General features: G+C 68.2%; 17 protein-coding genes and 2 pseudogenes. 9 read left to right on the forward strand and 10 right to left on the reverse strand.

Annotated features, from left to right (window positions below; all coding sequences use genetic code 11):
* Positions 1–200: 200 nt before the first annotated feature.
* The 4 genes and pseudogenes from ACO1BU_RS29735 to ACO1BU_RS29750 form a co-directional block, all read right to left on the reverse strand.
* Positions 201–1,241, reverse strand: a pseudogene (locus ACO1BU_RS29735) (transposase); the annotation flags it as partial.
* A gap of 173 nt (positions 1,242–1,414) precedes the next feature.
* A complete protein-coding gene (locus ACO1BU_RS29740) occupies positions 1,415–3,715 on the reverse strand; it encodes a xanthine dehydrogenase family protein molybdopterin-binding subunit (RefSeq protein WP_424139601.1) in 2,301 nt (766 codons plus the stop codon).
* Positions 3,651–4,649 (reverse strand): FAD binding domain-containing protein, encoded by a 999-nt coding sequence (locus tag ACO1BU_RS29745; protein ID WP_424139585.1) that lies wholly within the window; start codon positions 4,647–4,649, stop codon positions 3,651–3,653. The genes ACO1BU_RS29740 and ACO1BU_RS29745 overlap by 65 nt, the downstream gene beginning before the upstream one ends.
* A gap of 14 nt (positions 4,650–4,663) precedes the next feature.
* The gene (locus ACO1BU_RS29750) at positions 4,664–5,173 is read right to left on the reverse strand and encodes a (2Fe-2S)-binding protein (protein ID WP_424139586.1); all 510 of its coding nucleotides are present in this window, start codon (positions 5,171–5,173) and stop codon (positions 4,664–4,666) included.
* A gap of 667 nt (positions 5,174–5,840) precedes the next feature.
* Between ACO1BU_RS29750 and ACO1BU_RS29755 the strand changes: the two genes are divergently transcribed.
* The 4 genes from ACO1BU_RS29755 (at position 5,841) to ACO1BU_RS29770 (ending at position 11,004) form a co-directional block, all read left to right on the forward strand.
* Positions 5,841–6,209 (forward strand): serine hydrolase, encoded by a 369-nt coding sequence (locus tag ACO1BU_RS29755; RefSeq protein WP_424139587.1) that lies wholly within the window; start codon positions 5,841–5,843, stop codon positions 6,207–6,209.
* A complete protein-coding gene (locus ACO1BU_RS29760) occupies positions 6,193–6,645 on the forward strand; it encodes a MarR family winged helix-turn-helix transcriptional regulator (RefSeq protein ID WP_424139588.1) in 453 nt (150 codons plus the stop codon). Before ACO1BU_RS29755 ends, ACO1BU_RS29760 begins: the two co-directional genes overlap by 17 nt.
* A 109-nt stretch (positions 6,646–6,754) precedes the next feature.
* Positions 6,755–7,894, forward strand: coding sequence for an efflux RND transporter periplasmic adaptor subunit (locus ACO1BU_RS29765; RefSeq protein ID WP_424139589.1), 1,140 nt, complete (start codon positions 6,755–6,757; stop codon positions 7,892–7,894).
* Entirely contained in the window at positions 7,891–11,004 is a 3,114-nt protein-coding gene (locus tag ACO1BU_RS29770) for an efflux RND transporter permease subunit (protein ID WP_424139590.1), read from the forward strand. Before ACO1BU_RS29765 ends, ACO1BU_RS29770 begins: the two co-directional genes overlap by 4 nt.
* A 97-nt stretch (positions 11,005–11,101) precedes the next feature.
* Here the strand turns inward: ACO1BU_RS29770 and ACO1BU_RS29775 are convergent.
* Positions 11,102–11,940 (reverse strand): annotated as a pseudogene (locus ACO1BU_RS29775) (IS3 family transposase); the annotation flags it as partial.
* Positions 11,941–12,342: 402 nt separating this feature from the next.
* On the opposite strand from ACO1BU_RS29775, the gene ACO1BU_RS29780 reads away from it, so the two are divergent.
* Genes ACO1BU_RS29780 through ACO1BU_RS29800 form a run of 5 tightly spaced genes read left to right on the forward strand, consistent with a single transcriptional unit; the run spans position 12,343 to position 17,510 of the window.
* Positions 12,343–13,425: an ABC transporter substrate-binding protein gene (locus tag ACO1BU_RS29780; protein ID WP_424139591.1), complete on the forward strand. Its 1,083-nt coding sequence runs from the start codon at positions 12,343–12,345 to the stop codon at positions 13,423–13,425.
* Complete coding sequence (locus tag ACO1BU_RS29785; protein WP_424139592.1) at positions 13,422–14,414, forward strand: ABC transporter permease; 993 nt, start codon at positions 13,422–13,424, stop codon at positions 14,412–14,414. The genes ACO1BU_RS29780 and ACO1BU_RS29785 overlap by 4 nt, the downstream gene beginning before the upstream one ends.
* Positions 14,408–15,169, forward strand: coding sequence for an ABC transporter ATP-binding protein (locus ACO1BU_RS29790; protein WP_424139593.1), 762 nt, complete (start codon positions 14,408–14,410; stop codon positions 15,167–15,169). Before ACO1BU_RS29785 ends, ACO1BU_RS29790 begins: the two co-directional genes overlap by 7 nt.
* A 9-nt stretch (positions 15,170–15,178) precedes the next feature.
* Positions 15,179–16,480 (forward strand): O-acetylhomoserine aminocarboxypropyltransferase/cysteine synthase family protein, encoded by a 1,302-nt coding sequence (locus ACO1BU_RS29795; RefSeq protein WP_424139594.1) that lies wholly within the window; start codon positions 15,179–15,181, stop codon positions 16,478–16,480.
* Positions 16,481–16,490: 10 nt separating this feature from the next.
* A complete protein-coding gene (locus ACO1BU_RS29800; protein WP_424139595.1) occupies positions 16,491–17,510 on the forward strand; it encodes an isopenicillin N synthase family dioxygenase in 1,020 nt (339 codons plus the stop codon).
* A gap of 39 nt (positions 17,511–17,549) precedes the next feature.
* Here ACO1BU_RS29800 and ACO1BU_RS29805 read toward each other — a convergent pair whose 3' ends face one another.
* The 5 genes from ACO1BU_RS29805 to ACO1BU_RS29825 are packed head-to-tail and all read right to left on the reverse strand — an operon-like array spanning position 17,550 to position 22,474.
* On the reverse strand, positions 17,550–18,146 hold the full coding sequence (locus ACO1BU_RS29805) for a peroxidase-related enzyme (protein WP_424139596.1): 597 nt from the start codon (positions 18,144–18,146) through the stop codon (positions 17,550–17,552).
* 11 nt (positions 18,147–18,157) lie between these two features.
* Positions 18,158–19,102, reverse strand: a complete 945-nt coding sequence (locus tag ACO1BU_RS29810) for an ABC transporter substrate-binding protein (protein ID WP_424139597.1) — start codon at positions 19,100–19,102, stop codon at positions 18,158–18,160.
* An 11-nt stretch (positions 19,103–19,113) separates the two neighbouring features.
* Positions 19,114–20,058, reverse strand: a complete 945-nt coding sequence (locus ACO1BU_RS29815; RefSeq protein ID WP_424139598.1) for an ABC transporter substrate-binding protein — start codon at positions 20,056–20,058, stop codon at positions 19,114–19,116.
* A 13-nt stretch (positions 20,059–20,071) separates the two neighbouring features.
* Entirely contained in the window at positions 20,072–21,190 is a 1,119-nt protein-coding gene (locus tag ACO1BU_RS29820; protein WP_424139599.1) for an LLM class flavin-dependent oxidoreductase, read from the reverse strand.
* A gap of 15 nt (positions 21,191–21,205) precedes the next feature.
* Positions 21,206–22,474 (reverse strand): acyl-CoA dehydrogenase family protein, encoded by a 1,269-nt coding sequence (locus ACO1BU_RS29825; protein ID WP_424139600.1) that lies wholly within the window; start codon positions 22,472–22,474, stop codon positions 21,206–21,208.
* Positions 22,475–23,089: the final 615 nt, after the last annotated feature.

The raw sequence follows: 23,089 nt of genomic DNA on the forward strand, positions 1-23,089 counted from the left end.
GGTTGTGCCGTGGGAGGATACTCGGATGGATCGGCGCGCCGCTGAGGCGCGCTTCCTGATCACAGGCCCCCGAACATGGCTCCGCTTGGGGGGGAAAGGTGCGTCCCAGCGAGGGCTGCTTTGCGCCTATTCTGTTGAAGAAGTCGGCGTTCGGGTCGGCCGGGGGCTGGGCCGGTTGGCCCGCATGATCCCGTGCCGGGTCAGATGGACACCGGCTCGGGTCTCGTTGGGAGCAGCTTGGCCAGCGTCCGGAGGTTCTGGGCGGTTGCGGCGGGGAGGAACTCATCCTTGGCGCTACGAGGTCCCCTGAGCCGGAGGCGATCCAGCTTCAGGATACGTTTGAGGTGCGCGAACAGCATCTCTACCTTCTTTCGCTCGCGCTGTGAGGTGGCGTAGGCATCGGTCATGGCGAGGTCGCGCGCGAGGTCCCGGGCACCCTCATGGATCGAGCGTAGGACCTTCCTGCCAGTATCACCTGGGCGGCAGCGCTCCCTCAACTCGCATCCCTGGCAGTCCGCCTTGCGGGCCCGGTACCTGTAGAGCCCGTCGGAGGGCGGCTTGGCCTTTGCCTCCCGGCCTGGCTGCCAGTACTGCCGGAGGTGCTTGCCGCCAGGGCAGCTGTAGCTGTCCGTCTGGTGGTCGTAGGCGAAGCCGTCTCGGCCGAAAGTGCCGTCGGTGCGGTTCTTCTCCAACACCGGGATGTGCGGCTCGATGCCGCGCTCGTGGACCAGCCAGGCCAGGTTGGCTGCATCGCCATAGCCACTATCGGCGGCCAGCCGTTCAGGCCAGAGGCCGAACCGCTTCTGCGTGCGGTCGAGCATGATCCGCTGCGCGGTCACCTCGGCCTGGCGCACTGCTGTTGTGGCCTCCACGTCCATGATGACAGCATGCTTCAGGTCGATGAGGAGGTTCGTGCAGTAGGCGAAGAAGGCCAGCCCGCCATTGGCCCCCGTCCAGCGCGATGCCGGGTCGGCAATCGAGATGAACTTGGGGGTGACCGGCGTTGCGCCGCCGAACGCTGCATCATCGAGCACTTCGAGATACTCCCGCACGGCATGGCCTGCTGCCTCGGTCGGCAGGCCATCGCTGCCCGGCACGGAGCGCTGGCGGTTGGCGTCCGCCTTGATCATGCTGGCGTCCACTGCGAAGCCGTCCCCGCCCACCAGACCCTCGGCCATGCAGCGCGCGACCGTTGTCTCGAACAACTCGGGCAGGACATTGCTGTCGCGAAAGCGCCCATGCCAGCCATCGGCGTGTCGCAGCCGCTTTCCAGAAAGCGGCCCTCCTGAACAGCAGGGGGAGGCAACGACCTACCTAGCTGTCGCGAGCCCTTGGGGCACCCGGAAGTTGAGCTTAGCAGCCGTGTGCCCCAGTGAGCTCGAATGGCTGCCTGGAGTTTCCTCCTGGCGCCCCATCACATCAAATGCTCAAGCCTCAATGGCAGATCGCGCACTCTCACTCCAGTGGCGTGGTAGACGGCATTCGTGATCGCCGCGGCCGTGCCTGCCAGTCCAATTTCCCCAACGCCGCGAGCACCGAGCTCATTGAGGCTGGTGTCGGGATACTCCAGGAAGTGCACCTCCATCCTGGGCGCATCGGCATGGACGGCAACGAGATAGTCGGCAAGGCTGGCATTCATCGGTGCCCCGTTTCTCGGGTCGTAATCGGTTTCCTCAAGCATCGCCATGCCGACGCCCATGACCACGGCCCCCTCGATCTGGTTACGGGCAGCAAGCGGATTGAGGATGCGTCCGGCATCGATGACAGAAACGACGCGGGAGACCCGCAGACGGGCGATTGCCGGTTGCCAGGTCACCTCCGCAAAATGAGCGCCGAAGGAATGCTTTGAGACAGTCGGCTTTTCCTGAGAGCCGTAGGTCCCAGTTCCGGATCCCTCGCCTCTCACCGATGAACGCCCGAGTGCCCGCAGCACGGCATCAAAACTCATCGCGCGCTGATTGCCCCGCTCGTCCACGACTAAGCCTTCATGGAAGGAAAGGTCCTCCTCCCGGCAGTCACCGAAAGGTTCTCCCCTATCAACGCAGGCAGCGATGAGCGCCTGGCCCGCCTTCGCCGCAGCCTCATGGATCGGCGCGACGAGCGAGGCGCTTGCCATGGAGCCCCCTGATACGGGACCGGGCGGCAGGCGCGTGTCGCCGAGTGCCACCTCCACCCGATCCATCGGAATGCCAAGGCGCTCCGCCACCATCTGCGCCATGATGGTGTAAGTTCCGGTTCCGATGTCCTGAATGGCCGAAGCGACCTGCACTGAACCGTCATCGCGGAGCTCGACCGCCGCCTGACACGGAAACCGCTCCGCGAGCCAGGAGCAGGCAGCGACGCCCCACCCCAGCGTCAATCCATCTCGCTTCATCGCGCCGACCATTGGATCACGCTGTGACCAGCCGAAGCGGTCCGCACCCAGGCGCAAGCACTCCTGGAAGTGCCGCGAGGAGAAGGGCACGCCGAGCCCCTCGTCAATACTCGGCTCGTTTCGTTGGCGCAGCTCAACCGGGTCCATGCCAAGCGCCTCGGCGAGCTCGTCCATGGCCGATTCCAGGGCGAAGAGACCTGGCACTGCCCCGGGGCCACGCATGGAAGTGGGTGTGCCAATATTCCTCCGGGCGACACCAGCAGTCACGCGTAGGTTCGGCGTGCTGTACATGTGCGGTGTCGCCTCGCCGCAATTCTCCTCATAGGTATCGAGGATCGACGTGGCGTTGACGTAGTCGTGCTGCACCGAGGTCAACCGGCCATCCCTGGTGGCACCGAGGCGGATCCGCTGCACGATACGGGGCCTATGGCCAACGGCGTGGAAGGTCATCGGCCGGCTCAGCACCAGCTTCACAGGATGCCCAAGCACCTTCGCAGCTGCAGCGGCAAGTGGTGAGTGCATCCAGGGCCAGAGCTTGTTGCCAAACCCGGAGCCGAGGAAGCGGCTAATCACGCGTACCTTTCCGGTCGGCAGTCCGAACATCGCGGCGATGGCGTCGCGGTGGTTCACGACACCCTGCGTCGTCTCGTGCAGCGTCAACTCGTCGCCATCCCAGGCGGCGATGGTTGCATGGGTCTCGATTGGATTGTGCGTCTCGGGCGCCATGGTGTAGCGCTGGTCGATGGTGATTGCCGCGTCCGAGAGGCCCGCGTCCGCATTGCCTCGCTCGCTCTTCACTTCAGCCTTCTCGGCGATGAGATCCGGGGAGACATCGGGTGTCTCGGCATCGTAGGAAACCTGGACAGCGTCAGCCGCGGCCTTTGCCTGCTCAAGGCTATCTGCGACCGCTAGCGCCACATACTGCCCGTAGTAGCGGATATCGTCGTCGGCGAATGGCGGCCGGTGCTCATCGATGACCACTGATGCCTCTGATCCGATCGGGAACAGCGGCGGGAAGCTGCCGCGCCGAAGCACGGCTCGCACACCTGGCATCTGCTCTGCGACACCGGCATTCACGCTCTTGACGCGCCCACGCGCAATGGTCGCGCCCACCGGAACGGCGTATAGCATGCCGGGAAGATAGTGTTCGGCCGCGTACTTCGCCCTGCCGGTGACCTTGAGGGCGCCGTCTACCCGGCGCTGCACCTGGCCGATGACGTTCATCGGACTGGCTTGGGTGTGTTGGACCTGGGATGCTGACATTTGTGTGCCTCCCTCACGCCGTGACTTGTAGAAGTGCGTGCACCAAGCAGCGCCGGGCCAGCTCGACCTTGAAGCCATTCTGGCTCTGGGGTCGCGCGCCGGCGAGCGCGATGTCGGCCGCCTGTTCGAACAGCGGCTTACCAGGCGGCTGACCAAGGAGTGCAGCCTCGGCTTCGGGCACGCGCCAGGGCTTGGTGCCGACACCGCCGAGTGCAAAGCGGACCGCGCTCATCGTGCCGTTGGCGATCACCACCGACACCGCAGCGGAGACGAGGGCGAACTCATATGAAGCTCGGTCCCTAAGCTTGAGGTAGGTGGCGCGCGCACCCACCTCGGCCGGAGGAAGGGTGACATATGTTATGAGGTCACCAGGACCGAGAACATTCTCGCGGTCTGGTCTGTCGCCGGGAAGTAGATAGAATTCACTGACCGGTACCTGGCGGTCACCGGCCGGGCTCTTGATGTGGATCAAAGCGTCATAGGCGAGCATAGCCACCGCCATGTCGGACGTGTTGCTCGCGATGCAGTGGTCGCTGGCACCAAGGATCGCGAGCATACGGTTCGCACCGCCGATTGCAGAACACCCGCTGTCTGGCTCACGCTTGTTGCAAGGCGTAGCGGTATCACGGAAGTAGACGCAGCGCGTGCGCTGCAGCAAATTGCCTGCCGTAGTTGCCGCGTTGCGCAGCTGGGTCGATGCACCAGACAGGATGGCTTCTGAGAGCGCAGCATACCCCGCCCGCACGACTGGGTGATGGGCGACGACGGAGTTTCGGGCCGTTGCGCCGATACGCAATCCGCCATCAGTATGACGTTCAATGGCATCAAGTCCGAGGCGATTGATGTCAACCAGGTGGTCCGGTGTCTCTACGCCGAGCTTCATGAGGTCCAAGAGCGTCGTTCCCCCGGCAAGAAAGCGGACAGTCGCTCCCTGCTGCGCAGTCGGGGAACGTGAGGCAGCGCCGACAGCAGCACTTACGTCGGTAGGACGTTGGAAGTCGAAGGTCTGCATCATCTCCTCCCTTTTTAGCCTTGCTGCCGGACGTGCTGGATGGCTGCAACGATGTTGGCGTAGGCGCCACACCGGCAGATGTTGCCGCTCATGAATTCGCGGACATCGTCATCGCCCGGACCGCAGGGCTCATTCAGTAGCGCCAGCGCCGACATGATTTGACCGGAGGTGCAGTATCCGCACTGGTAGGCATCCTTCTTAAGAAAGGCTTCCTGCAGCGGGTGGAGGTTATCGGGGGTCCCGATCCCCTCGATGGTGACGATCTCGTCGCCCTCGTAGGAGACTGCCAAGGCCAAGCAGGTATTCACCCGCTGCCCGTTTATGTGTACCGTGCAGGCGCCACATTGTCCGTGGTCGCAACCCTTCTTTGTGCCAGTCAGCTGCAGGGCTTCTCGCAGACAGTCCAGCAGTGTTGTGCGTGGATCGATCTGCAGAACGTGGTGCTGCCCGTTGATGTTCAACCTTAAGGCGAGTTGGCCTCCGTCCTGCCCACGTGGCGCTAAGGTATTGCTATGCTCTGACATGGGTGCCTCCATCCTGTTCCGTTACGGCCGCTGAAACGGCCAGCGATTTTGTTCGGGAAGGTGGTGCAAGCCGCGCGCAAAACACGAGCATTCCGCAAACCGCCGGAGCGGTCGGTCCTAGTATTGTTGGGAATGCAGCACGAGCCTTGCGCAAAACACCGGCGCGGTGCAAGTGGCTTGTGCGTCCGTGCGGCGGGCGCACCGCAGCGGGGTTGGTCTCTGCTTGCTGGCGGGAGCCGCGCTTCCCTGCCATCGGATTTCCATACCGAAACTTGGTGAATGCGCGCGCGAGGGTATGGACCGACTGGTGAACCCGCCTTCAATCCGTGACCGGACAGACTGAACAAGTACGGTGCCGAAGCGGCTCTGCGTCCACAACAGCAAGTCAAGCTAATCCGGCGATACTCGCTCGAACGACTGAGCGTCGAATCATTGAACCCAGTTGGGCGCCGACGACGGCCAACTGCCTGCTCGCCAGCAATGTCGGCTTAGACCCTCTTAGCACCGGAAAGCAGCCATTCCGCTTCCGGCCATGAGCAGCCACGGTGGCTGAGCGCAGACAGTGGTCGGGTAAGCCGCCTTGCGGCCCGAGCGCCGATCCCACTTGCCGGATTCCGACTGGCCGGGTTGGGTAGGAGCCGAAGGCGCTGGCTGTATAGGCCAGAAGATGAGGGAGCCGCCAAGCGGAGCCAGGATCGCGCGGATCCTCGCGGATCGGGTGGATCGCCACCGGATGACGGCCGGCATCGTGGCCGGGATCGTGTCGCCGGCCGGACGCCGCTTCCATGCCCACGGTCGCGTATCCCAGGTTCAGCCCGTGCCTCCGGACGGGAGCACCGTCTTTGAGGCTGGGTCCGTGACGAAGGTGATCACGGCCCTCCTGCTGGCGGACATGGCGGTCCACGGCGAGGTCGGGCTCGACGACGCCGTGGCCAGCCATCCGGCCATTGATGAGCCCGGCGAGAGCCTCAGTTCCCCAAGGCCTTGCCCTTCCGTGTATATGCATCTAACCTCCGGCCATGACAGTCCCCCCTAAACTCAACCAGGAACTGGTGCGTGAGGTAGAAGCCGCCTGCATCTGCCTGCGCGTCCAGCGCGCCAGCCGGGCCGTCGGGCGCCGGTTCGACAACGCGTTCCGCGGCCTGGGCCTCACCAACTGGCAGTTCACGCTCCTCATCGCGCTCGAAAGTATCGAGCAGCCAAGCGTTAACGAGCTCGCCACGGAACTGGCGATGGACCGGACGACGATGACGAGGAATCTTCGTGTGCTTGAGCGTCGTGGGCTCCTGGCCATCGGCGCGGACGCGCATGACGGGCGCGTGAAGCGCGTTTCGCTCACCCCGCGGGGCCGGGCGCTGCTGGCCAGGGCGGTGGAGCGCTGGCGCGAGGTGAACCAAGCCGTGCGGGACGACATCCCCGCATCCACCCTTCCCGCCATGTGGCAGGCCCTGGAGGCGATTGGCCGCTCATGACCCGCGCCACCACCAACCCCTCTGGTCATGATAGGTGTATAGGCACTGAAAACCTGGATGGACGCCCTTCGCCGCCCTTCCCCTGCAACCCTGTCCAGGAGGCCGCCCCATGAGGAAAGGCTTGATCATCGCGGCGGGTAGCATCCTCGCCGCCTCGGCCCTGGGCTTCGCCGCTGTCTCGGGCGGCGTTGTCCCGCTGCCCTCCCACGCAACCCAGCCCAACGAGGCCGCCTCGGATCCCCGCGAGGCACCGCCGCTGGTCATTGTTGCCCCTGCCCGGCCGGCGAGCGCGGCGGAGCGCGCCTTCACCGGCCTGGTCAGCGCCCGCGTGCAGAGCGACCTCGCCTTCCGCGTGGCCGGCAAGGTCACGGCTAGGCTGGTCGATGTCGGGCAAGCCGTCCGTAAGGGCGATACCCTGGCGCGACTGGACGAGAAAGACCTCTCGCTGGCCCTAGCAGCCCGGCGAAACGCCGTGCTCGGCGCGCGCGCCGCCGCCGTACAGGCCGAGGCCGACGAGGTCCGCTACCGGCAGCTCCTCGCGCAGGGCTGGGTCTCCCGGCAGCGCTACGAGGCAGCCCGTGCGGCTCAGGACACGGCGCGCGCTAACCTCGCCGCCGCTGAAGCCCAGGCGCAGGTGGCGGGCAACGAGGCTGATTATGCAGTGCTCCGTGCCGATGCCGACGGCGTGGTGATGCAGGTCCTGGCCGAGCCGGGCTATGTCGTCTCGGCCGGCCAACCGGTGATCCGCCTGGCCCAGGCCGGCCCGCGCGAGGCTGCGGTGAACCTGCCAGAGGATTTCCGCCCGGCCCTCGGGACCCCGGCCCAGGCGATCGTCTACGGCAGCCCTGACAGAGGCGCACCGACGCCCACCCCCGCCCGGCTCCGGCAGCTCTCGGACGCCGCGGACCCGGCGAGCCGCACCTACGAGGCGCGCTTCGTGCTCGATGGCGATGCCGCGCAGGCACCGCTGGGCAGCACGGTGACCCTGCGCGTGGCCACCGCCCCGGCCGCGGGCCGCGCCGAGGTGCCGCTCGGCGCGCTGCGCGACGACGGCCGGACCACCGGCGTCTGGGTGCTGGACCCCGCCCGCTCCGTCGTGAACTTCCGCCCGGTGCGCGTGCGGCGGATCGGCGCCGAGGCGGCGATGGTGGAGGGCGTCGCTATCGGCGAGCGCGTTGCGGCACTGGGCGCGCATCTCCTGCATGAGGGAGAGGCAGTTCGCGTGGCGTCGCAGGAGGCCTCACGGTGAGCGCGCTGAACCTTTCCGCGCTGGCCGTCCGCGAGAAATCCGTTACCCTCTTCCTGATCCTCGCCATCGCGCTGGCGGGCGCCCTGGCCTTCCTCCGGCTGGGCCGCGCCGAGGATCCGGCCTTCACCATCAAGGTGCTGTCCGTGCAGGCCGCTTGGCCCGGGGCCACCGCGCAGGAGATGCAGGACTTGGTGGCGGAGCCGCTGGAGAAGCGTCTGCAGGAGTTGCGCTGGTACGACCGGGTGGAGACGATGACGCGCCCGGGCCTCGCCTTCCTTACCCTGACGCTGCGGGACAACACCCCGCCGGCCGAGGTGCCGGAGCAGTTCTACCAGGCCCGCAAGAAGGTGGGCGACGAGGCGCGCCGCCTGCCCGCCGGCGCGATCGGCCCCTTCGTGAACGACGAGTACTCGGACGTCACCTTCGGCCTCTACGCGCTGAAGGCGCCGGGTATGCCGCCGCGCCTTCTCGCCCGCCAGGCCGAGTCCATCCGGCAGCGCCTCCTGCACGTGCCCGGCGTGAAGAAGGTGGATATCCTGGGCGAGAGGCCGGAGCGCATCTTCGTCGAGTTCTCCTACCCGCGCCTTGCCACGCTGGGCGTATCCGCGCAGGACATCTTTGCGGCCCTGCAGCGCCAGAACGCCGTTTCCCCCGCCGGCTCCATCGAGGCAAACGGGCCACAGGTGCAGCTGCGGCTGGAAGGCGCCTATGACGACGTGGAGACGATCTCCGCCACCCCCATCGTCGTGCGAGGCCGCAATCTCCGGCTCTCGGACGTGGCCGAGATCAGCCGGGGGTACGAGGACCCCGCAACCTTCCTGATCCGCCACAACGGCGAACCCGCGATGGCGCTCGGCGTGGTGATGCAGGAGGGGTGGAACGGCCTAGACCTCGGCCGTGCGCTGGAGGCAGAGACCGCCGCGATCCAGCACGACCTCCCGCTCGGCCTCAGCCTCAGCAAGGTTAGCGACCAGGCCGTCAATATCGACGAGGCGGTCGGCGAGTTCATGCTGAAGTTTTTCATGGCGCTCGGCGTCGTGCTGCTTGTCAGTCTCGCCAGCCTTGGCTGGCGGGCCGGGATCATCGTGGCAGCGGCGGTGCCCCTCACCCTCGCCCTCGTCTTCCTCATCATGATGAACACTGGCCGCGTCTTCGACCGCATCACCCTTGGCGCCCTGATCCTCTCCCTCGGCCTGCTGGTGGACGACGCAATCATCGCGATCGAGGTGATTGTGGTGAAGATGGAGGAGGGGATGGACCGCGTCGGGGCCGCTTCCTTCGCCTGGAGCCACACGGCGGCGCCGATGCTTTCCGGCACGGTGGTGACGGTGATCGGGCTGATGCCTGTGGGCTTCGCGCAGTCCAGCGCCGGCGAGTATGCCGGGAATATCTTCTGGGTCGTCGGCTTTGCCCTGATGGCGTCCTGGATCGTGGCCGTCACCATCACGCCCTATCTCGGCGTGGCGCTGCTGCCGGCGGTAAGGCCGGTCGCCGGCGGGCACGCCGCCCTCTATGACACGCGCGGCTACCGGATGCTGCGTGCGCTGGTCGCCTGGTCGGTGCGGCGGAAGTTCCTGGTCGTGGCGCTTGTCCTCGCCACCTTCGTCGGCGCCGTCATGGGGATGGGGGCGGTGAGGAAGCAGTTCTTCCCGCAGTCCGACCGGCCAGAGCTGCTGGTTGAAGTCCGCATGCCCGAGGGCACGGGCATAGCCCCCACGGGCAACGCCGTAACCAAGGTCGAGGCTTGGCTGCGGGAGCAACCCGAGGCCCGCATCGTGACGAGCTATCTCGGTCAGGGCGCGCCCCGCTTCTACCTCGCCATGTCGCCGGAGCTGCCGGACCCGGCCTTCGCCAAGATTGTGGTGCTGACCCCCGGTCCCGAGGCACGCGAGGCGCTCAAGCATCGCCTGCGGGAGCGCATCGCCAAGGGCCTGGCGCCGGAAGCCCAGCTCCGCGTGACGCAGCTCGTCTTCGGCCCCTACTCGCCCTTCCCCGTTGCCTTCCGCGTCACCGGCCCCGAGGCGGCGGAGGTGCTTCGCATCGCCGATGCGGCTGAGGCCGTGCTGCGCGCCAACCCTCACATGCGGCAGGTGAACCGGGACTGGGGGCCCCGCGCGCCCACGGCCCATTTCATCCTGGACCAGGACCGGCTGCGGCTGATCGGGCTTTCCCCGGCCGAGGCAGCGCAGCAGCTACAGTTCCTGCTGACAGGCGTCACGGTGACCCAGATGCGCGAGGACATCCGCACGGTGGACGTGGTGGCGCGCAGTGCGGGCGACACAAGGATGGACCCCGCCCGGCTCGCGGAGCTGACGCTGACCTCTCGCGACGGCGCGATCATTCCACTTACTCAGATCGGGCGGCAGGAAGTGCGGATGGAGACGCCGCTGCAGCGCCGGCGGGATCGCATGCCCACCATCACCGTGCGCGGCGACATCGACGAGGCGATGCAGCCGCCCGACGTCTCGGTGGAGCTGATGCGGGCGCTGGCGCCACTGCAGGCCGGGTTGCCCCAGGGCTATCGGATCGAGGCGGCGGCCGACATCGAGGAAGCCGCCAAGGCCAACGCCGCCCTGGCCGCGGTCTTTCCCGTCATGCTCGCGCTGATGCTCGTCGTGATCATGCTCCAGGTCCGCGCCTTCGCGGCGACGGCAATGGTGATGCTGACGGCGCCGCTTGGGCTGGTGGGGGCGGTTCCCGTGCTGCTGCTTTTCGGGCAGCCCTTCGGCTTCAACGCCATCCTCGGGCTGATCGGCCTGGCCGGGATCCTCATGCGGAACACCCTGATCCTCATTGAGCAGATTCGCGACAATCAAGCCGAGGGGCTGACGCCCTACCACGCGGTGGTTGAGACCACGGTGCAGCGCTCGCGGCCGGTGATCCTGACCGCGCTCGCGGCCGTGCTGGCCTTTATCCCCCTGACGCACTCCGTGTTCTGGGGATCGATGGCCTACACGCTGATCGGCGGCACGGCGGTCGGCACGGTGCTGATTCTCGTCTTCCTGCCCGCCCTCTACGCCATCTGGTTCCGGGTGCGGCCGGGCGAGGTCCGCGCCAAACAGCCCGCCACCATCGGCCCTGAACTCCTCCCCAGGCCCGCTGACGAATGAGCCGCGGCAGGCTGGTTCCAGAACGGACCAAGGTCTAGATTCAAGACCTCCTGCGGAGACTGAGATGAGCAACGACGATCTTGTGGCGGAGAGCTACCGGCGCTGGCTTGCCATGCCGATGGGCGGGCGCCCCGCGCAGGATGAACAGGTCGGAGAGGACGTCGATCACTTCCGCGGCCCTGAGCTTGCGCCCCACCCGGATGGCCAGGCACTCATGGGTGAACTCGTCCAGGACATTGAGCACCCTAAGCCTGCGGCCGTCATGGGTACGGTCCTCAACGAAGTCATAGCACCAGACATGGTGCTGGCCGCTCCGGTCTCAACCGGATGCAGGAACCATCTGCGAACCACAGCCGTCCTCGTTTCGACTGCCGCGGCGGCACCTTCAGCCCCTCGCGCCGCCAGATGCGCTCCACCCGCTTGGCATTCACCGGCACCCCGCGCGGCGGAGCAGCGCCGTGATCTTGCGGTACCCGCAACGCCCGTACTGGCGAGTCAGCTCGGTGATGTCGGCCGTCAGCTGCTCCTCATCGTCTCTGCCCCGCGGCACCTTGCGTTGTGTCGAGCGGTGCTGCCCGAGCACCGCACAGGCGCGGCGCTCCGGCACCTCCATCGCTTGCACCACATGCTCGACACAGGCACGCCGGCGCGCGGGGCTCAGAAGCTTCCCCGGGCAGCCTCAGCCAGAATCTGCTTGTCCAGGGTCAGATCTGCCACCGCCCTCCGCAGGCGGGCATTCTCCGCTTCCAGCTCCTTCAGCCGCTTCACCTGGTCCGACTTCAGGCCCCCGAACTTCCGACGCCACCCATAGTAGGTCACCTCGGTCACCCCAATCGCCCGGATCGCCTCGGCCACCGCCCTCCCCTGCGACACCAGGGCATCCACCTGCCGCAGCTTGGCCACGACCTCCTCAGGCTTGTGCCTCTTGCTCGCCATCTCCGCCCTCCTCCGGCTCAAAGCCATACTCCAGGACGGATCACTTCAGGGGGGGTCAAGGACGCGGTGCTTCCTCGCGCCACCGAGGATTCGCTCTGTTCGGAGCAGAAGCCAAGCGCCGGCATCCAAGCCGTTTGTCCAGCCCCCGCTTCTACACGAGAGCCCCGCCACGGAATGCGGATGCTGCCTCTCGGACGATCTTTGAAAAACCCTCCTGTTTCCTGCCTTCCTTGCCAGCAGTACCCTGAACTCATGAACGCAGCAGTGCACGGCAGACACTCAGGAGTGGCATGCGGCACGGCTCATCGCCCTTGTCATCGCTGTCTGGATTCCTGCCGCATCCGCTGACACCCGGCGAGAACGAGCCACCCGCCTACGGCGCATTCACAAGGATCTTCAACGATGACGACGCCCCGGTCCGGGCGGCGCAGCTTCCTGCGCGCCGCCGGCCTTCTCGGTACGGCGCTGCCCATGGGCGGCATGGCCGCACACCCGCGGATCACCCCGCAGGACGTAGGACTACCTTTCGCCCTGGATCCCTCCGCCATCTGCCGCGTGAGCACCGGTGCGCCAAGCGCCGCCGCGCCCGGCGAGCGGCGCGAGCTGAAGTTAACTTGGAACGCCAATGCCGTCTGCACGGTCGGCGTGCCCGTGGCGGAGCAGACCGGCATCTTCGAGCGCCACAACCTGAAGGTGGAGCTGATCAACTTCGGCGGCACCACGGACCAGCTGCTGGAGGCGATCGCGACGGGCAAGGCTGATGCTGGCGTCGGCATGGCGCTGCGCTGGCTGAAGCCGCTGGAGAGCGGCTTCGACGTGAAGATCACCAGCGGCATACACGGTGGCTGCATGCGGCTCTTCTCCGCGGGGAGCTCGGAGCTCCGCACGCTGGAGAGCCTGAAGGGGAAGACCATCGGCGTCTCCGACATGGCGGCACCGGACAAGAACTTCTTCTCCATTCTGCTGGCGCAGAAAGGCATCGACCCGTTGAAGGACGTGACCTGGCGCCAGTTCCCCGCGGACCTGCTCGGCGTCGCGCTGCAGCGCGGGGAGGTGCAGGCCTTCGCGCTCGGCGATCCGCTCGCCTGGGTGATCCGCGAGCGCGACGGGCTTCACGAGATCTCGAATAACCTCCAGGGCGAGTATGCGGGCCGGTCCTGCTGCGTACTCGGCGTGCGCGGCAACCTCATCCGCCGCGACAAGCCGGCCGCCCGCGCCCTGACCGCCGCGCTGCTGGAGGCGCAGGAGTGGATCGTCGCCAATCCCGCCGAGGCCGCGCGCATCTTCGCCCCCTACGCGAAGGTGCCGGTGGAGCAGTTAGAGGCGATGGTGCGCGACCACACGCACCAGCATCACCCCGCTGGCACGGGGCTGCGCCAGGAGATCGCGCGCTACACGGAGGAGCTGAAGCTGGTACAGGTGATCCGCCCGAACACCGATTCCGCGCGCTTCTCCGAGCGCGTCTTCGCGGAGGTGCTGTTGTGAGCGCGAGCGTCCAGGCGGGCGTACTCCCTGCCGCGCGTGGGACACGCCCATGGAGGATCTGGGCTGGCGGCGGCGTCGCGGGGCTCGCCTGGCTGGCCGCCGCCGCGCTGGTCCTGGCCTGGCCGGATCTGGACGAGTACGGCCGCACGGAGCTTCTCGGCGGCATCGCCGCGACAGTGGGGCTCGTGCTTCTTCTCGCGGCGCTGGCCGGTGCGCCCGGGCCGGCCGCGCGTCTCCGCCCGGCGGGGCCCTGGTTGGTGGCACTGGCGGCGGGCCTGATCGCCTGGGAACTCGTCACGGCGAAGCTGGACCTGTTGCCACGCCCCTTTTTCGTGGCGCCGCAGGCGCTGCTGGAGGTCTTCACCGACGATTACGCAAAGCTCGGCGACAGCGTGCTCCATTCCCTGCTGCTGCTGATCCCCGGCTATCTCCTCGGCGCCGCGATCGGCTTCGTCGTCGGCGTCGCCATGGGCTGGTCGCGCCGAGTGGGCTACTGGGCCCACCCCGTGCTGCGCCTGATCGGGCCCCTGCCGGCCACGGCTTGGCTGCCGATCGCCTTCTTCGTCTTTTCCACCAGCCGCCAAGCCAGCACCTTCCTCATCGCGCTGGCCACCTTCTTTCCCGTTGCCGTCCTTACCTGGTCCGGTGTCGCCTCCGTCGCCGGTAGCCTCTACGACGTGGCGCGCACCATGGGCGCGAAGCCCTGGTTCCTCATTCGCAAGGTTGCGGTGCCCGCGGCGCTGCCTTCCGTCTTCGTCGGCCTCTTCATGGGATTGGGCTCGTCCTTCTCCGTTCTCGTCGTGGCGGAAATGATGGGGGTGAAGGCAGGCCTCGGCTTCTACATGCAGTGGTCGCAAGGCTGGGCGGCCTACGCAAACGTCTATGCTGCGCTGCTGGTGCTTGCGGGAATGTGCACGGGCCTCGTCACCCTGCTCTTCCGCGTGCGGGACTGGAAGCTGGCCTGGCAGAAGGGGGTGGTGCGGTGGTGAACCCGATCGGCCTGCGCCTGCGCGGCATCCATCACGCCTTCGCCCTCAAGGGGCAGGATCTGCCGGTTCTGGAGAACGTGGACCTGGATGTCCGCCCCGGCGGCTCCGTTGCGCTGCTCGGCCCATCCGGCTGCGGCAAGTCCACCCTGCTGCGCCTCGTCGCGGGGCTGGAGCCGCCGCGGCACGGCACGCTGGAGGCGGACGGGGTGCCGATCACCGGCCCCGATCCCTCCCGCGTGCTGATGTTCCAGGACCCCACCCTCTACCCCTGGCGCAGCGTGCGCGCGAACGCGGCGCTGGGCCTGGAGGCGCGCGGCCTGATTCGGACGGAGGGCGCGCGGGTGGACGATGCGCTGCGCCTTGTCGGCCTGCACGAGTTCGCGGAGGTCTTCCCGCACCAACTCTCCGGCGGCATGGCCCAGCGCGCCGCCCTGGCCCGCGCCCTGGTGAACCGCCCGGGCCTGCTTCTCCTGGACGAGCCCCTGGGCAAGCTGGACAGCCTGACGCGGCTGAGAATGCAGGAGGAGCTGGCCTCCCTCTGGCAGCGGGAGGGCTTCACCACCCTTCTAGTCACGCACGACGTGGAGGAGGCGCTACTGATGGCTGAGCGCGTCCTCGTCTTCTCCCCCCGTCCCGCGCGGGTGGTCACGGAGATCGCCGTGGACCGCCCCTTCCCCCGACACCGGGACGACCCGCACCTCGTCGCGCTGCGGCGCGAGGTGCTGGGAACCCTTGGCCTTTGCGAGGCCGCCTGAGGATCTGACATGACCCTGAAGCCCGAGACCCTGGCGCTGCATGCCGGCTGGCGCGCCGATCCCGCGAACGGCGCCGTGGCTGTGCCGATCTATCAGACCACCTCCTACCAGTTCCCTAGTTCCGAGCACGCGCGGGAGCTGTTCAGCCTGGAGAAGCTGGGCTTCACCTATACCCGCACCGGCAACCCGACGACGGACGTGCTGGAGAAGCGCGTGGCGGCGCTGGAGGGCGGCGTGGGTGCCCTGGCCCTGGCTTCCGGCCAGGCCGCCTCGGCCTTCTCCGTGCTCGCTCTGACGCGGGCTGGAGACAACATCGTCTCCTCGACGGACCTTTACGGCGGTACCTGGAACCTCTTCGCCAACACCCTGGCCCAGCGCGGCATCGAGGTGCGCTTCGCCGACCCGGCGGACCCGGAAGCCTTCCGCCGTGCCACCGACGAGCGCACGCGCGCCTATTACGCGGAGACCCTGCCCAATCCGAAGCTGATCGCCTTCCCCATCCCGGAGGTGGCGGCCATCGGGCGCGCGCTCGGCATCCCGCTGATCGTGGACAACACGGCGGCACCGGTCCTCGCCCGCCCGCTGGCGCTCGGCGCCGCCATCGTCGTGCACTCCGCCACAAAGTACATCGGCGGCCACGGCACCTCCATCGGCGGCATCATCGTGGACGGAGGCAACTTCGACTGGGCGGCCTGGAAGGACCGCCAGCCCGCCCTCAATACGCCCGACCCCAGCTACCACGGCTCGGTCTGGACGGAGGTGGCACAGCGCCACGGGATCGGGGCCTATGTCGCCCTCGTCCGCAGCACGGTGCAGCGGGATCTCGGCGCGCCCATCTCCCCCTTCAACGCCTTCCAGCTCCTGCAAGGCCTGGAGACCCTGCCGCTGCGGATCGAGCGGCAGGTGAGCAACGCCACCGCCGTCGCCGCCTGGCTCGCCCGGCACCCGCAGGTCACGCGCGTTATCCACCCCTCGCTCCAGACCGGCGAGGCGAGGGCGAGGGCGGACCGGGTGCTCACAGGTGGCCCCGGCGCGTTGGTGGGATTCGAGCTGGCGGGCGGGGCGCCCGACGGCGCGCGCTTCATCGATGGGCTAAAGCTTTTCTACCACGTCGCCAATATCGGCGATGCGCGCAGCCTGGCGATCCACCCCGCCACGACGACCCACAGCCAGCTCACGGCCGAGGAGCAATTGGCGAGCGGCGTCACGCCCGGCTATGTCCGGCTCTCCATCGGCATCGAGCACATCGACGACATCCTGGCCGATCTCGCGCAGGCGCTGGACGCCATCGGCCTGCAAGCGGCCGCCTGAGGAACCAAGAATGAGCGAACTCGCCCTACCCCTGATCGACCTTCGCCGGCTGGACGGGCAGGCGGAAGACCGCGTGGCCTTCCTGCAGCACCTGCGCGCCACCGCCCGCGATGTCGGCTTCTTCTACCTGGCCGGCCACGGCATCCCGGACGCCGAGGGCACCGCGGTGCTGAGAACCGCCCGCCGCTTCTTCGACCTGCCGGAGGCCGACAAGCTCGCCGTGCAGATGGTCCATTCCCCGCATTTCCGCGGCTACAACCGCGCCGGGCAGGAGCTGACGCGCGGCAAGCCGGACTGGCGCGAGCAGTTCGACATCCACGCCGAGCGCGAGGCCCTGCCCCGCACACCGGACTCCCCGCCCTGGGCGCGCCTCCAGGGCCCGAACCAGTGGCCGAAGACCCTGCCGGACCTCCGCCCCGCCCTGCTGAACTGGCAGGCCTCGCTGACCGCAGTGGCCACCCGCCTGCTGCGCGCCTTCGCCGAGGCGCTGGAGCAGCCCGCCGACGCCTTCGACGGTATCGTGCAGGGCACGCCGAACCAGACCATGAAGATCATCCGCTACCCCGGCCAGGAAGGCCCGCGCGACGACCAGGGCGTGGGCGCGCACAAGGACAGCGGCCTCCTCACCTTCGTGCTGCAGGACAGCCGCCGCGGGCTGCAGGTGCGGAAGGAGGACGGGAGCTGGGTGGACGCCGTGCCCGTGCCCGGCACCTTCGTGGTGAACATCGGGGAACTGCTGGAACTGGCCTCCAACGGCTACCTGCGTGCCACGGTCCACCGCGTGGTCAGCCCGCCGCCGGGCGAGGACCGCGTTTCCGTCGCCTTCTTCCTCGGCGCGAGGCTGGACTCCGAGGTGCCGCTGCTGAACCTGCCGCCGCACTTGGCCGCCGAGGCGAAGGGGCCGGCGAGCGACCCGGAGAACCCGCTCTTCCGCTCGGTGGGACAGAACTACCTGAAGGGCCGCCTGCGCTCCCACCCCGATGTGGCGCAGCGCTGGCACGCGGACCTTCTGGCGCCCGTTCCGGCGTAAAGAGATGCCCGCCACGGTCCGGGCCGTGGCGGGCCGGTATCAGCGATGGGCGGCGTAGGCCTCGGGGTTGGGGGCTACGCCGATGGCGCTGTTGATACGGTTGCTGAAGTTGAAATAGGCGGCGATGGCGGCGGCATCGAGAATCTCCGCCTCGCTCAGGCCAGCCGCGCGCAACCGGCCCAGATCGTCCGGCTCGATCGCGCCCGGGGCGCGGGTGATGGCCAGGGCATAGTCCGCCAGCGCCCGTTCCCGCACGGAGAGCGGGGCGTGCCTGTGGTTCACCTGCACCCGCTCCACCCAGAAGGCGTCGCCGGTGATGCCGCGCAACGCGGAGGCATGGCCGAGCACGCAGGGTTCGCAACGGTTCTCGCTGCTCACCACCAGCGCGATCAGCTCCCGCTCCCTCGGAGAAAGGGTGCTGGCCGGGTTAGCGTTCACGGCGCGGCTGAGCGCGTCCTGCGCAAGCACCAGCTCCGGCCGGGCCAGCAGGGCCGTCTGGCCGTTGCGGACATAGCCGAGCTTCTCCTTCGTGCGGTCCAGCACCGCCTCGACCTCCGCCGAAGGGGGTGGACCCGGCAGGTTCAGCCAGGAAGGGGCCGGCGCCTTCTGCGCGCCGGCGGGAAGGGCATCAGCCATGGTGTCTCTCCTCAGCCCTGCAGGGTGCGCGCGAAGCGCAGGTCCAGCCCGGGCCTGACATCCACGCGCTGGCGCAAAAGGCCGAACTCCACCGCATCGTCCGCCGCGCGTTGGAATTCTGCGACAATCGCCTCGTCCAGCACGCCTGGTGCGGTACGCTCGATGCCGTAGGCGCGCTCCAGCACCGGCACGGGCAGGCGGGTCAGCTCCGAGTTGTAGCGGGCATATTCCGGGATGTGGCCGTCCGCCCAGCGCCAGCCGTCGCGGAAACGGCGGAGGAGGTCGGCCAGGATCGCGTCCTTCTCCCGGATCGCCCGCTCATGCGCGGCGACGAACATGATGGAGGGGGTCAGGCCCTTCCCGTCCACCACTGTGCGGGCACCGAAATCCAGCACCTCGAGCGAAATGTAGGGCTCCCAGATCGCCCAGGCATCCACGGCGCCGGAGCGGAAGGCGAGCGCGGCATCGGTCGGCGGAAGGAGGTTGATGGTGGCGTCCCCCGACGCGATCCCCTCGCGCTTCAACGCGGCGCGGACGAGGAACTGGCCCCAGCCCCCGCGATTGCCGGCGATGCGTTTGCCGCGCAGGTCGGCCGCCGAGCGGATCGGACCGTCCCCGCGCACGAGGATGCCCTGCCCGGCCGGAGAGGGCCGCGCCACGCCGATGGCCTTCACCGGCGCGCCGGAAGTCTGGACGGTGAGGAAGGCGAGGTCGCCCTGGTAGCCGAGATCGAGCGCGCCGGCGTTCAGCGCCTCCAGCAGCGGCGCGGCGGCGGGGAACTCGCTCCATTCGATGCGGTAGGGCAGGTCCTTCAGCACGCCGGAGGCTTCCAGAAGGGAGCGCAGGCCGCCCTTCTGGTTGCCGATGCGGAGCACGCCCGCGGGCTGGGCGCGCAGGATCCCCGGTGCCGCGAGAAGGGCGGCGCCGGTGGCGAGAAGGTTGCGGCGGTTGGTCATCTCGTTGCTCCTCAGGCTTCTGCGAAGGAGGGGTCGATGCCGTCCGCCACTTTGAAGCGGCGGGAGACGATGCCGTACTCCACGCAGCGATCCACGGCCTCCTGGAACTCGGCCAGCAGGGCGGCGTCGATCGGCACGGCCTTCTGGGCGCTCACCTCGTAGGCGCGCTCGATCACCGGCACGGGCTGGCGGATCAGCGCGGCGGTCGTGCGGGCGTAATCCTTCAGGTGCGCGTTCGCCCATTCCCAGCCCAGGCGGTTGCGGCGCACGAGGTCCTCCAGCTGCGGGCGCTTGTTCCGCAGCGCCGGCTCGCTGACGGCAAGGAGGCTCGCGCTGGGCGTCAGGCCACGCGCATCCGCCAGCACGCGGCTGCCGAAGTTCAGCACCTCCAGCGAGGTGAAGGGTTCCCAGACCGACCAGGCGTCGATGGCGCCGGAGCGATAGGCGAGCGCGGCGTCCGAGGGCAGGAGCCAGGCGATGTTCACCTCGGAGGGCTTCACCCCCGCCCTCTCCAGGATGCGGAACAGCGAGTAGTGCGTCCACCCGCCGCGCGCCGCCGCCACGCGCTTGCCGCGCAGATCCGCCACCGTCCGGATCGACCCGTCGGCCTTCACCACGATGTTCTGCGAGGCCCCGTCCGAGCGCGTGGCGCCCACCGCCCGGATCGCGGCGCCGTTGGCGAAGACGGAGAAGAAGTTCAGGTCGCCCATGGAGCCGATATCCACCGCATCGGCGTTCAGCGCCTCCAGCAGCGGCTGGGCCGCCTGGAACTCGCTCCAGGCCACGGGATAGGGCAGGTCCTTCGCCTGGCCGGAGGATTCCAGAAGGGCCTGCAGCCCGCCTCGCTGGCTGCCGACCCGGAGCGTGGCAGCGCGCGACTGGGCGCGGGCAGCGCCCACGATAGCGAGGTGTCCCGAGGCGGCCAGGAGGGCGCGCCGATTCACGTGGTTGCTCATGCCTCGTCGTCCCTCACTCGGCCGCGGTACGAACGGCGCCGGAGAAGGAGACGGAGACGCGGCCGCGATCCTCCGCATCGGCCAGCTCGCGCAGCAGCGGGATAAGCTCCCGCCCGTACTGCACGGCGTCCGGCAGCGGGTTCCAGCCACGCAGGATGTAGTGGGAGACGCCATGGGCGCGGTAGCGCAGCATGGCGCGCGCCACCTGCTCCGCCGTGCCGACCAGCGCCGTGGAATTGCCGCGCCCGCCCAGCACGCCCGCCATGGCGGTCCAGAGCCGCTCGTCCAGCACCTCCCCGCGCTGGGAGAGGCCGACGAGGCGCTGGGAGTTCACAGCCCCGCTGGCGGCAATCAGCCCGGCGCCCCCGGCCAGTTCGTGCTTGCGTGTCGCGCGCTCCCGGATGTCCTGCGCCTTCTCCCAGGCCTGCTTCTCCGTGGCGGCGATGATCGGGCGGTTGGACCAGGAGAAGGCGATATCCCGCCCGGCCGGCACGGCAGCGCGCACGCGGTCCAGCATGGCTGCCGTATCGGCCAGCGGCTCCCCGAACAGCGCGTAGACATCGGCGTGGCGGCCGGCCACGCGCAGCGCGGCGTCTGAGGCGCCGCCGAAGGAGATCGGCAGGTGCGGCTTCTGCATCGGGCGGACGTCCGACCAGGCATCCTCGAAGCGGTAGAACTCGCCCTGGTGGCTGATCGGGCGGTCGGCGGTCCAGATGTCGCGGATGATCTGCAGGAATTCATCTGTGCGGCGGTAGCGCGCGGCGTGGTCCGCGTAGTCACCATCCTTGCGCTGATCAGGGTCGTCCCCGCCGGAGATGACGTGAAGCGCCAGGCGCCCACCGGTCAGGTTCTCCAGCGTCGCCAGCTTGCGCGCAGCGAGAGTGGGGGAGACGAAGCCGGGCCGATGGGCGATGAGGAAGTTGATCTTCTTCGCGACCGCGGCGGCATGAGCGAGGACGAGGAAGCCATCGGCCGCATTGGTCCAGTAGCCCGCGAGGACGCGATCGAACCCGCCCTCCTCATGCGCGCGCGTGATCGCCTCGATGTGGTCTGGCTGGAAGGCGGCGCCGGCTGGCACTTCCAGGTCCGAGGTAGGCCGGGCCCAAATCATTCCGGTGATGTGCAGCGTCATGGTCATTCTTCCTGTTCAGGCCGCGAAGGGGGCGAGGGCCTCGCGCCCCGCCACGGTATGGGCGGCATCGGCCGTCGGCACGTGGATGCGGGCGCACAGGACGTCGCGCAGGTGCCGCTCCAGCGGGTTGTCGCGTGAATATCCGTGGTTGCCTGCCAGCGCCGCCGCTAACTCCACAGCGCGGACGGCGTTCTCGGCGAGGACGGTCTTAAGAAGCAGGCTGTCCGCCACGGAAGGGGGTGAGCGGTCATCCGTCTCCGCGGCTGCGGAGACGATCAAGCGGGCGTTCACCAGCAGCAACGACTGGATCTCACCAACCTTCTCCTGCATCCGCGGCAGGGTCGCGAGCGGCGCACCGAGGCTCGTCGGGCGGCGCTCCTGCAAGAAGCGCGCGATCCAGTCCCGTGCGGCGCGCGCAATGCCGTCGTAAAGGGCACCCAGGCCGACGGCATTCCAGACGGCCTGAGCCGGATCGGCCGCGACCCACTCCTCCGGAGCGCGGAGATCGACGGCGTGCTCCGCGGGTAGGGCAGCGTCCTCGAACACCACGTCGTGGCTTCCGGTCGCGCGCATGCCGAGTTGGTCCCAGCTCTCCACGATCCGCACGCCCGGCGTGTCCGCCCGTACCAGGGCGTAGCCGAGCCGCGGGCGGTCCTCATCCGTCCGGACCCAGACCTCCATCCAGGTGAGGCCTGGCGCGCCCGTGACATAGGTCTTACGGCCGGACAGGCGCCAGGTGCCGTCCTCTCGCCGGTGAAGTACGGTGGCCGGCAGCCCGCCTCGCGTGGGGGACCCGAGATCCGGCTCCGCGCGCAGCGCGTTCATCAGCGCACCGTGCCGCACGGCATCGCGGGCGACGCGCTCGTGCACCGCGTCGGGCCAGCGTCCCTCACGGGCCAGTGCCGCGTGACGGTTCAGCTGCATGGCCAGGACAAGGCCGGTGGAGGCGCAGGCACCGCCTACCACGCTGAGCAGCCGCGCCGCCTCCGCAAGGCCCCCGCCCTGCCCGCCGAAACGGCGGGGGACGGTCAGGGCCAGCATCCCCGTCCGCTGGAGCGCGGCGAAGTTCGTGGCCGGAAACTCGGCATCGGCATCATGTCGCCCCGCGGCCGATGCGATACGCCCGATGAGGATCGCGACATCGTCGGCGCCCCCGCCGACGGGATGCGGGCTCCCGCCTTTATTCCGCCGCTGCGCGTCGGGCGGAAGATCAAGGAGGGCAGTATCCGGCTCGCGACGGACAGCGGCTCTGGTTGCGTCGGTTCTCTGCGAGAGAGTCGTCATGCCATGAGGTTAGTGAGTGGGGCACCTCACACGAACAGAGGTGTTTCCCAAACTTTAGACCGGTTAGAGAGACGTCATGCTGTTCCTGCAGTGATGAAAAGAATGATCGTTGTCATGGTGGGGTGGAGCGTTGGATTCTGCCGCGCCAGATGCGGGCCATCATTGGTGCCTGGCCGGAGGCGGCTGGGGCCCTTTGTCCCGGTGCTTCTGTCGTGCATCCCTCGTCGACCGGCTGCCCTCTGCCGGCCGTTCCTAGTCCACTTGAGACTTAGCTGTGGCAAGAAGGTCCCACCCCCGCAGATGCTCCTGAAGGCACCACCGGGTCTGAGATGGCATCATCACCTCCAGCATTCGGAGGCGTGTAGCCTTGCGCCTCCTGCTTGCAACTGACCTGTAGGCCGGGGTCAAAAGGCACTAACTGCCCAGAGAATCTTCGCGCCCAGCTTCTACCGCTGCTCCAATCTCTCTCAGGACAATTTGTCTCTGGCTAGGTTGGGATCGCGCTTCTCCGTGTGTTCCCGCGACATTATCAGCGTGCACCTTGATACTGCAAAGGTGGAACGAGCGCTGCTTTTTCACTCCGGAGAGCCATTTGTCTCCGAAGCTCGGGACTTG

Origin of the sequence: Roseomonas chloroacetimidivorans, from assembly GCF_049629625.1 — a bacterium.
Taxonomy (GTDB): domain Bacteria; phylum Pseudomonadota; class Alphaproteobacteria; order Acetobacterales; family Acetobacteraceae; genus Roseomonas; species Roseomonas chloroacetimidivorans.

Bases quoted from the DNA above. Each gene is read 5' to 3' on its own strand.
- ACO1BU_RS29740 (WP_424139601.1), bottom strand. From the start codon at position 3,715: ATGGCTTCAAGGTCGAGCTGGCCCGGCGCTGCTTGGTGCACGCACTTC.
- ACO1BU_RS29745 (WP_424139585.1), bottom strand. From the start codon at position 4,649: ATGCAGACCTTCGACTTCCAACGTCCTACCGACGTAAGTGCTGCTGTC.
- ACO1BU_RS29750 (WP_424139586.1), bottom strand. From the start codon at position 5,173: ATGTCAGAGCATAGCAATACCTTAGCGCCACGTGGGCAGGACGGAGGC.
- ACO1BU_RS29755 (WP_424139587.1), top strand. From the start codon at position 5,841: ATGAGGGAGCCGCCAAGCGGAGCCAGGATCGCGCGGATCCTCGCGGAT.
- ACO1BU_RS29760 (WP_424139588.1), top strand. From the start codon at position 6,193: ATGACAGTCCCCCCTAAACTCAACCAGGAACTGGTGCGTGAGGTAGAA.
- ACO1BU_RS29765 (WP_424139589.1), top strand. From the start codon at position 6,755: ATGAGGAAAGGCTTGATCATCGCGGCGGGTAGCATCCTCGCCGCCTCG.
- ACO1BU_RS29780 (WP_424139591.1), top strand. From the start codon at position 12,343: ATGACGACGCCCCGGTCCGGGCGGCGCAGCTTCCTGCGCGCCGCCGGC.
- ACO1BU_RS29795 (WP_424139594.1), top strand. From the start codon at position 15,179: ATGACCCTGAAGCCCGAGACCCTGGCGCTGCATGCCGGCTGGCGCGCC.
- ACO1BU_RS29800 (WP_424139595.1), top strand. From the start codon at position 16,491: ATGAGCGAACTCGCCCTACCCCTGATCGACCTTCGCCGGCTGGACGGG.
- ACO1BU_RS29805 (WP_424139596.1), bottom strand. From the start codon at position 18,146: ATGGCTGATGCCCTTCCCGCCGGCGCGCAGAAGGCGCCGGCCCCTTCC.
- ACO1BU_RS29810 (WP_424139597.1), bottom strand. From the start codon at position 19,102: ATGACCAACCGCCGCAACCTTCTCGCCACCGGCGCCGCCCTTCTCGCG.
- ACO1BU_RS29815 (WP_424139598.1), bottom strand. From the start codon at position 20,058: ATGAGCAACCACGTGAATCGGCGCGCCCTCCTGGCCGCCTCGGGACAC.
- ACO1BU_RS29820 (WP_424139599.1), bottom strand. From the start codon at position 21,190: ATGACGCTGCACATCACCGGAATGATTTGGGCCCGGCCTACCTCGGAC.
- ACO1BU_RS29825 (WP_424139600.1), bottom strand. From the start codon at position 22,474: ATGACGACTCTCTCGCAGAGAACCGACGCAACCAGAGCCGCTGTCCGT.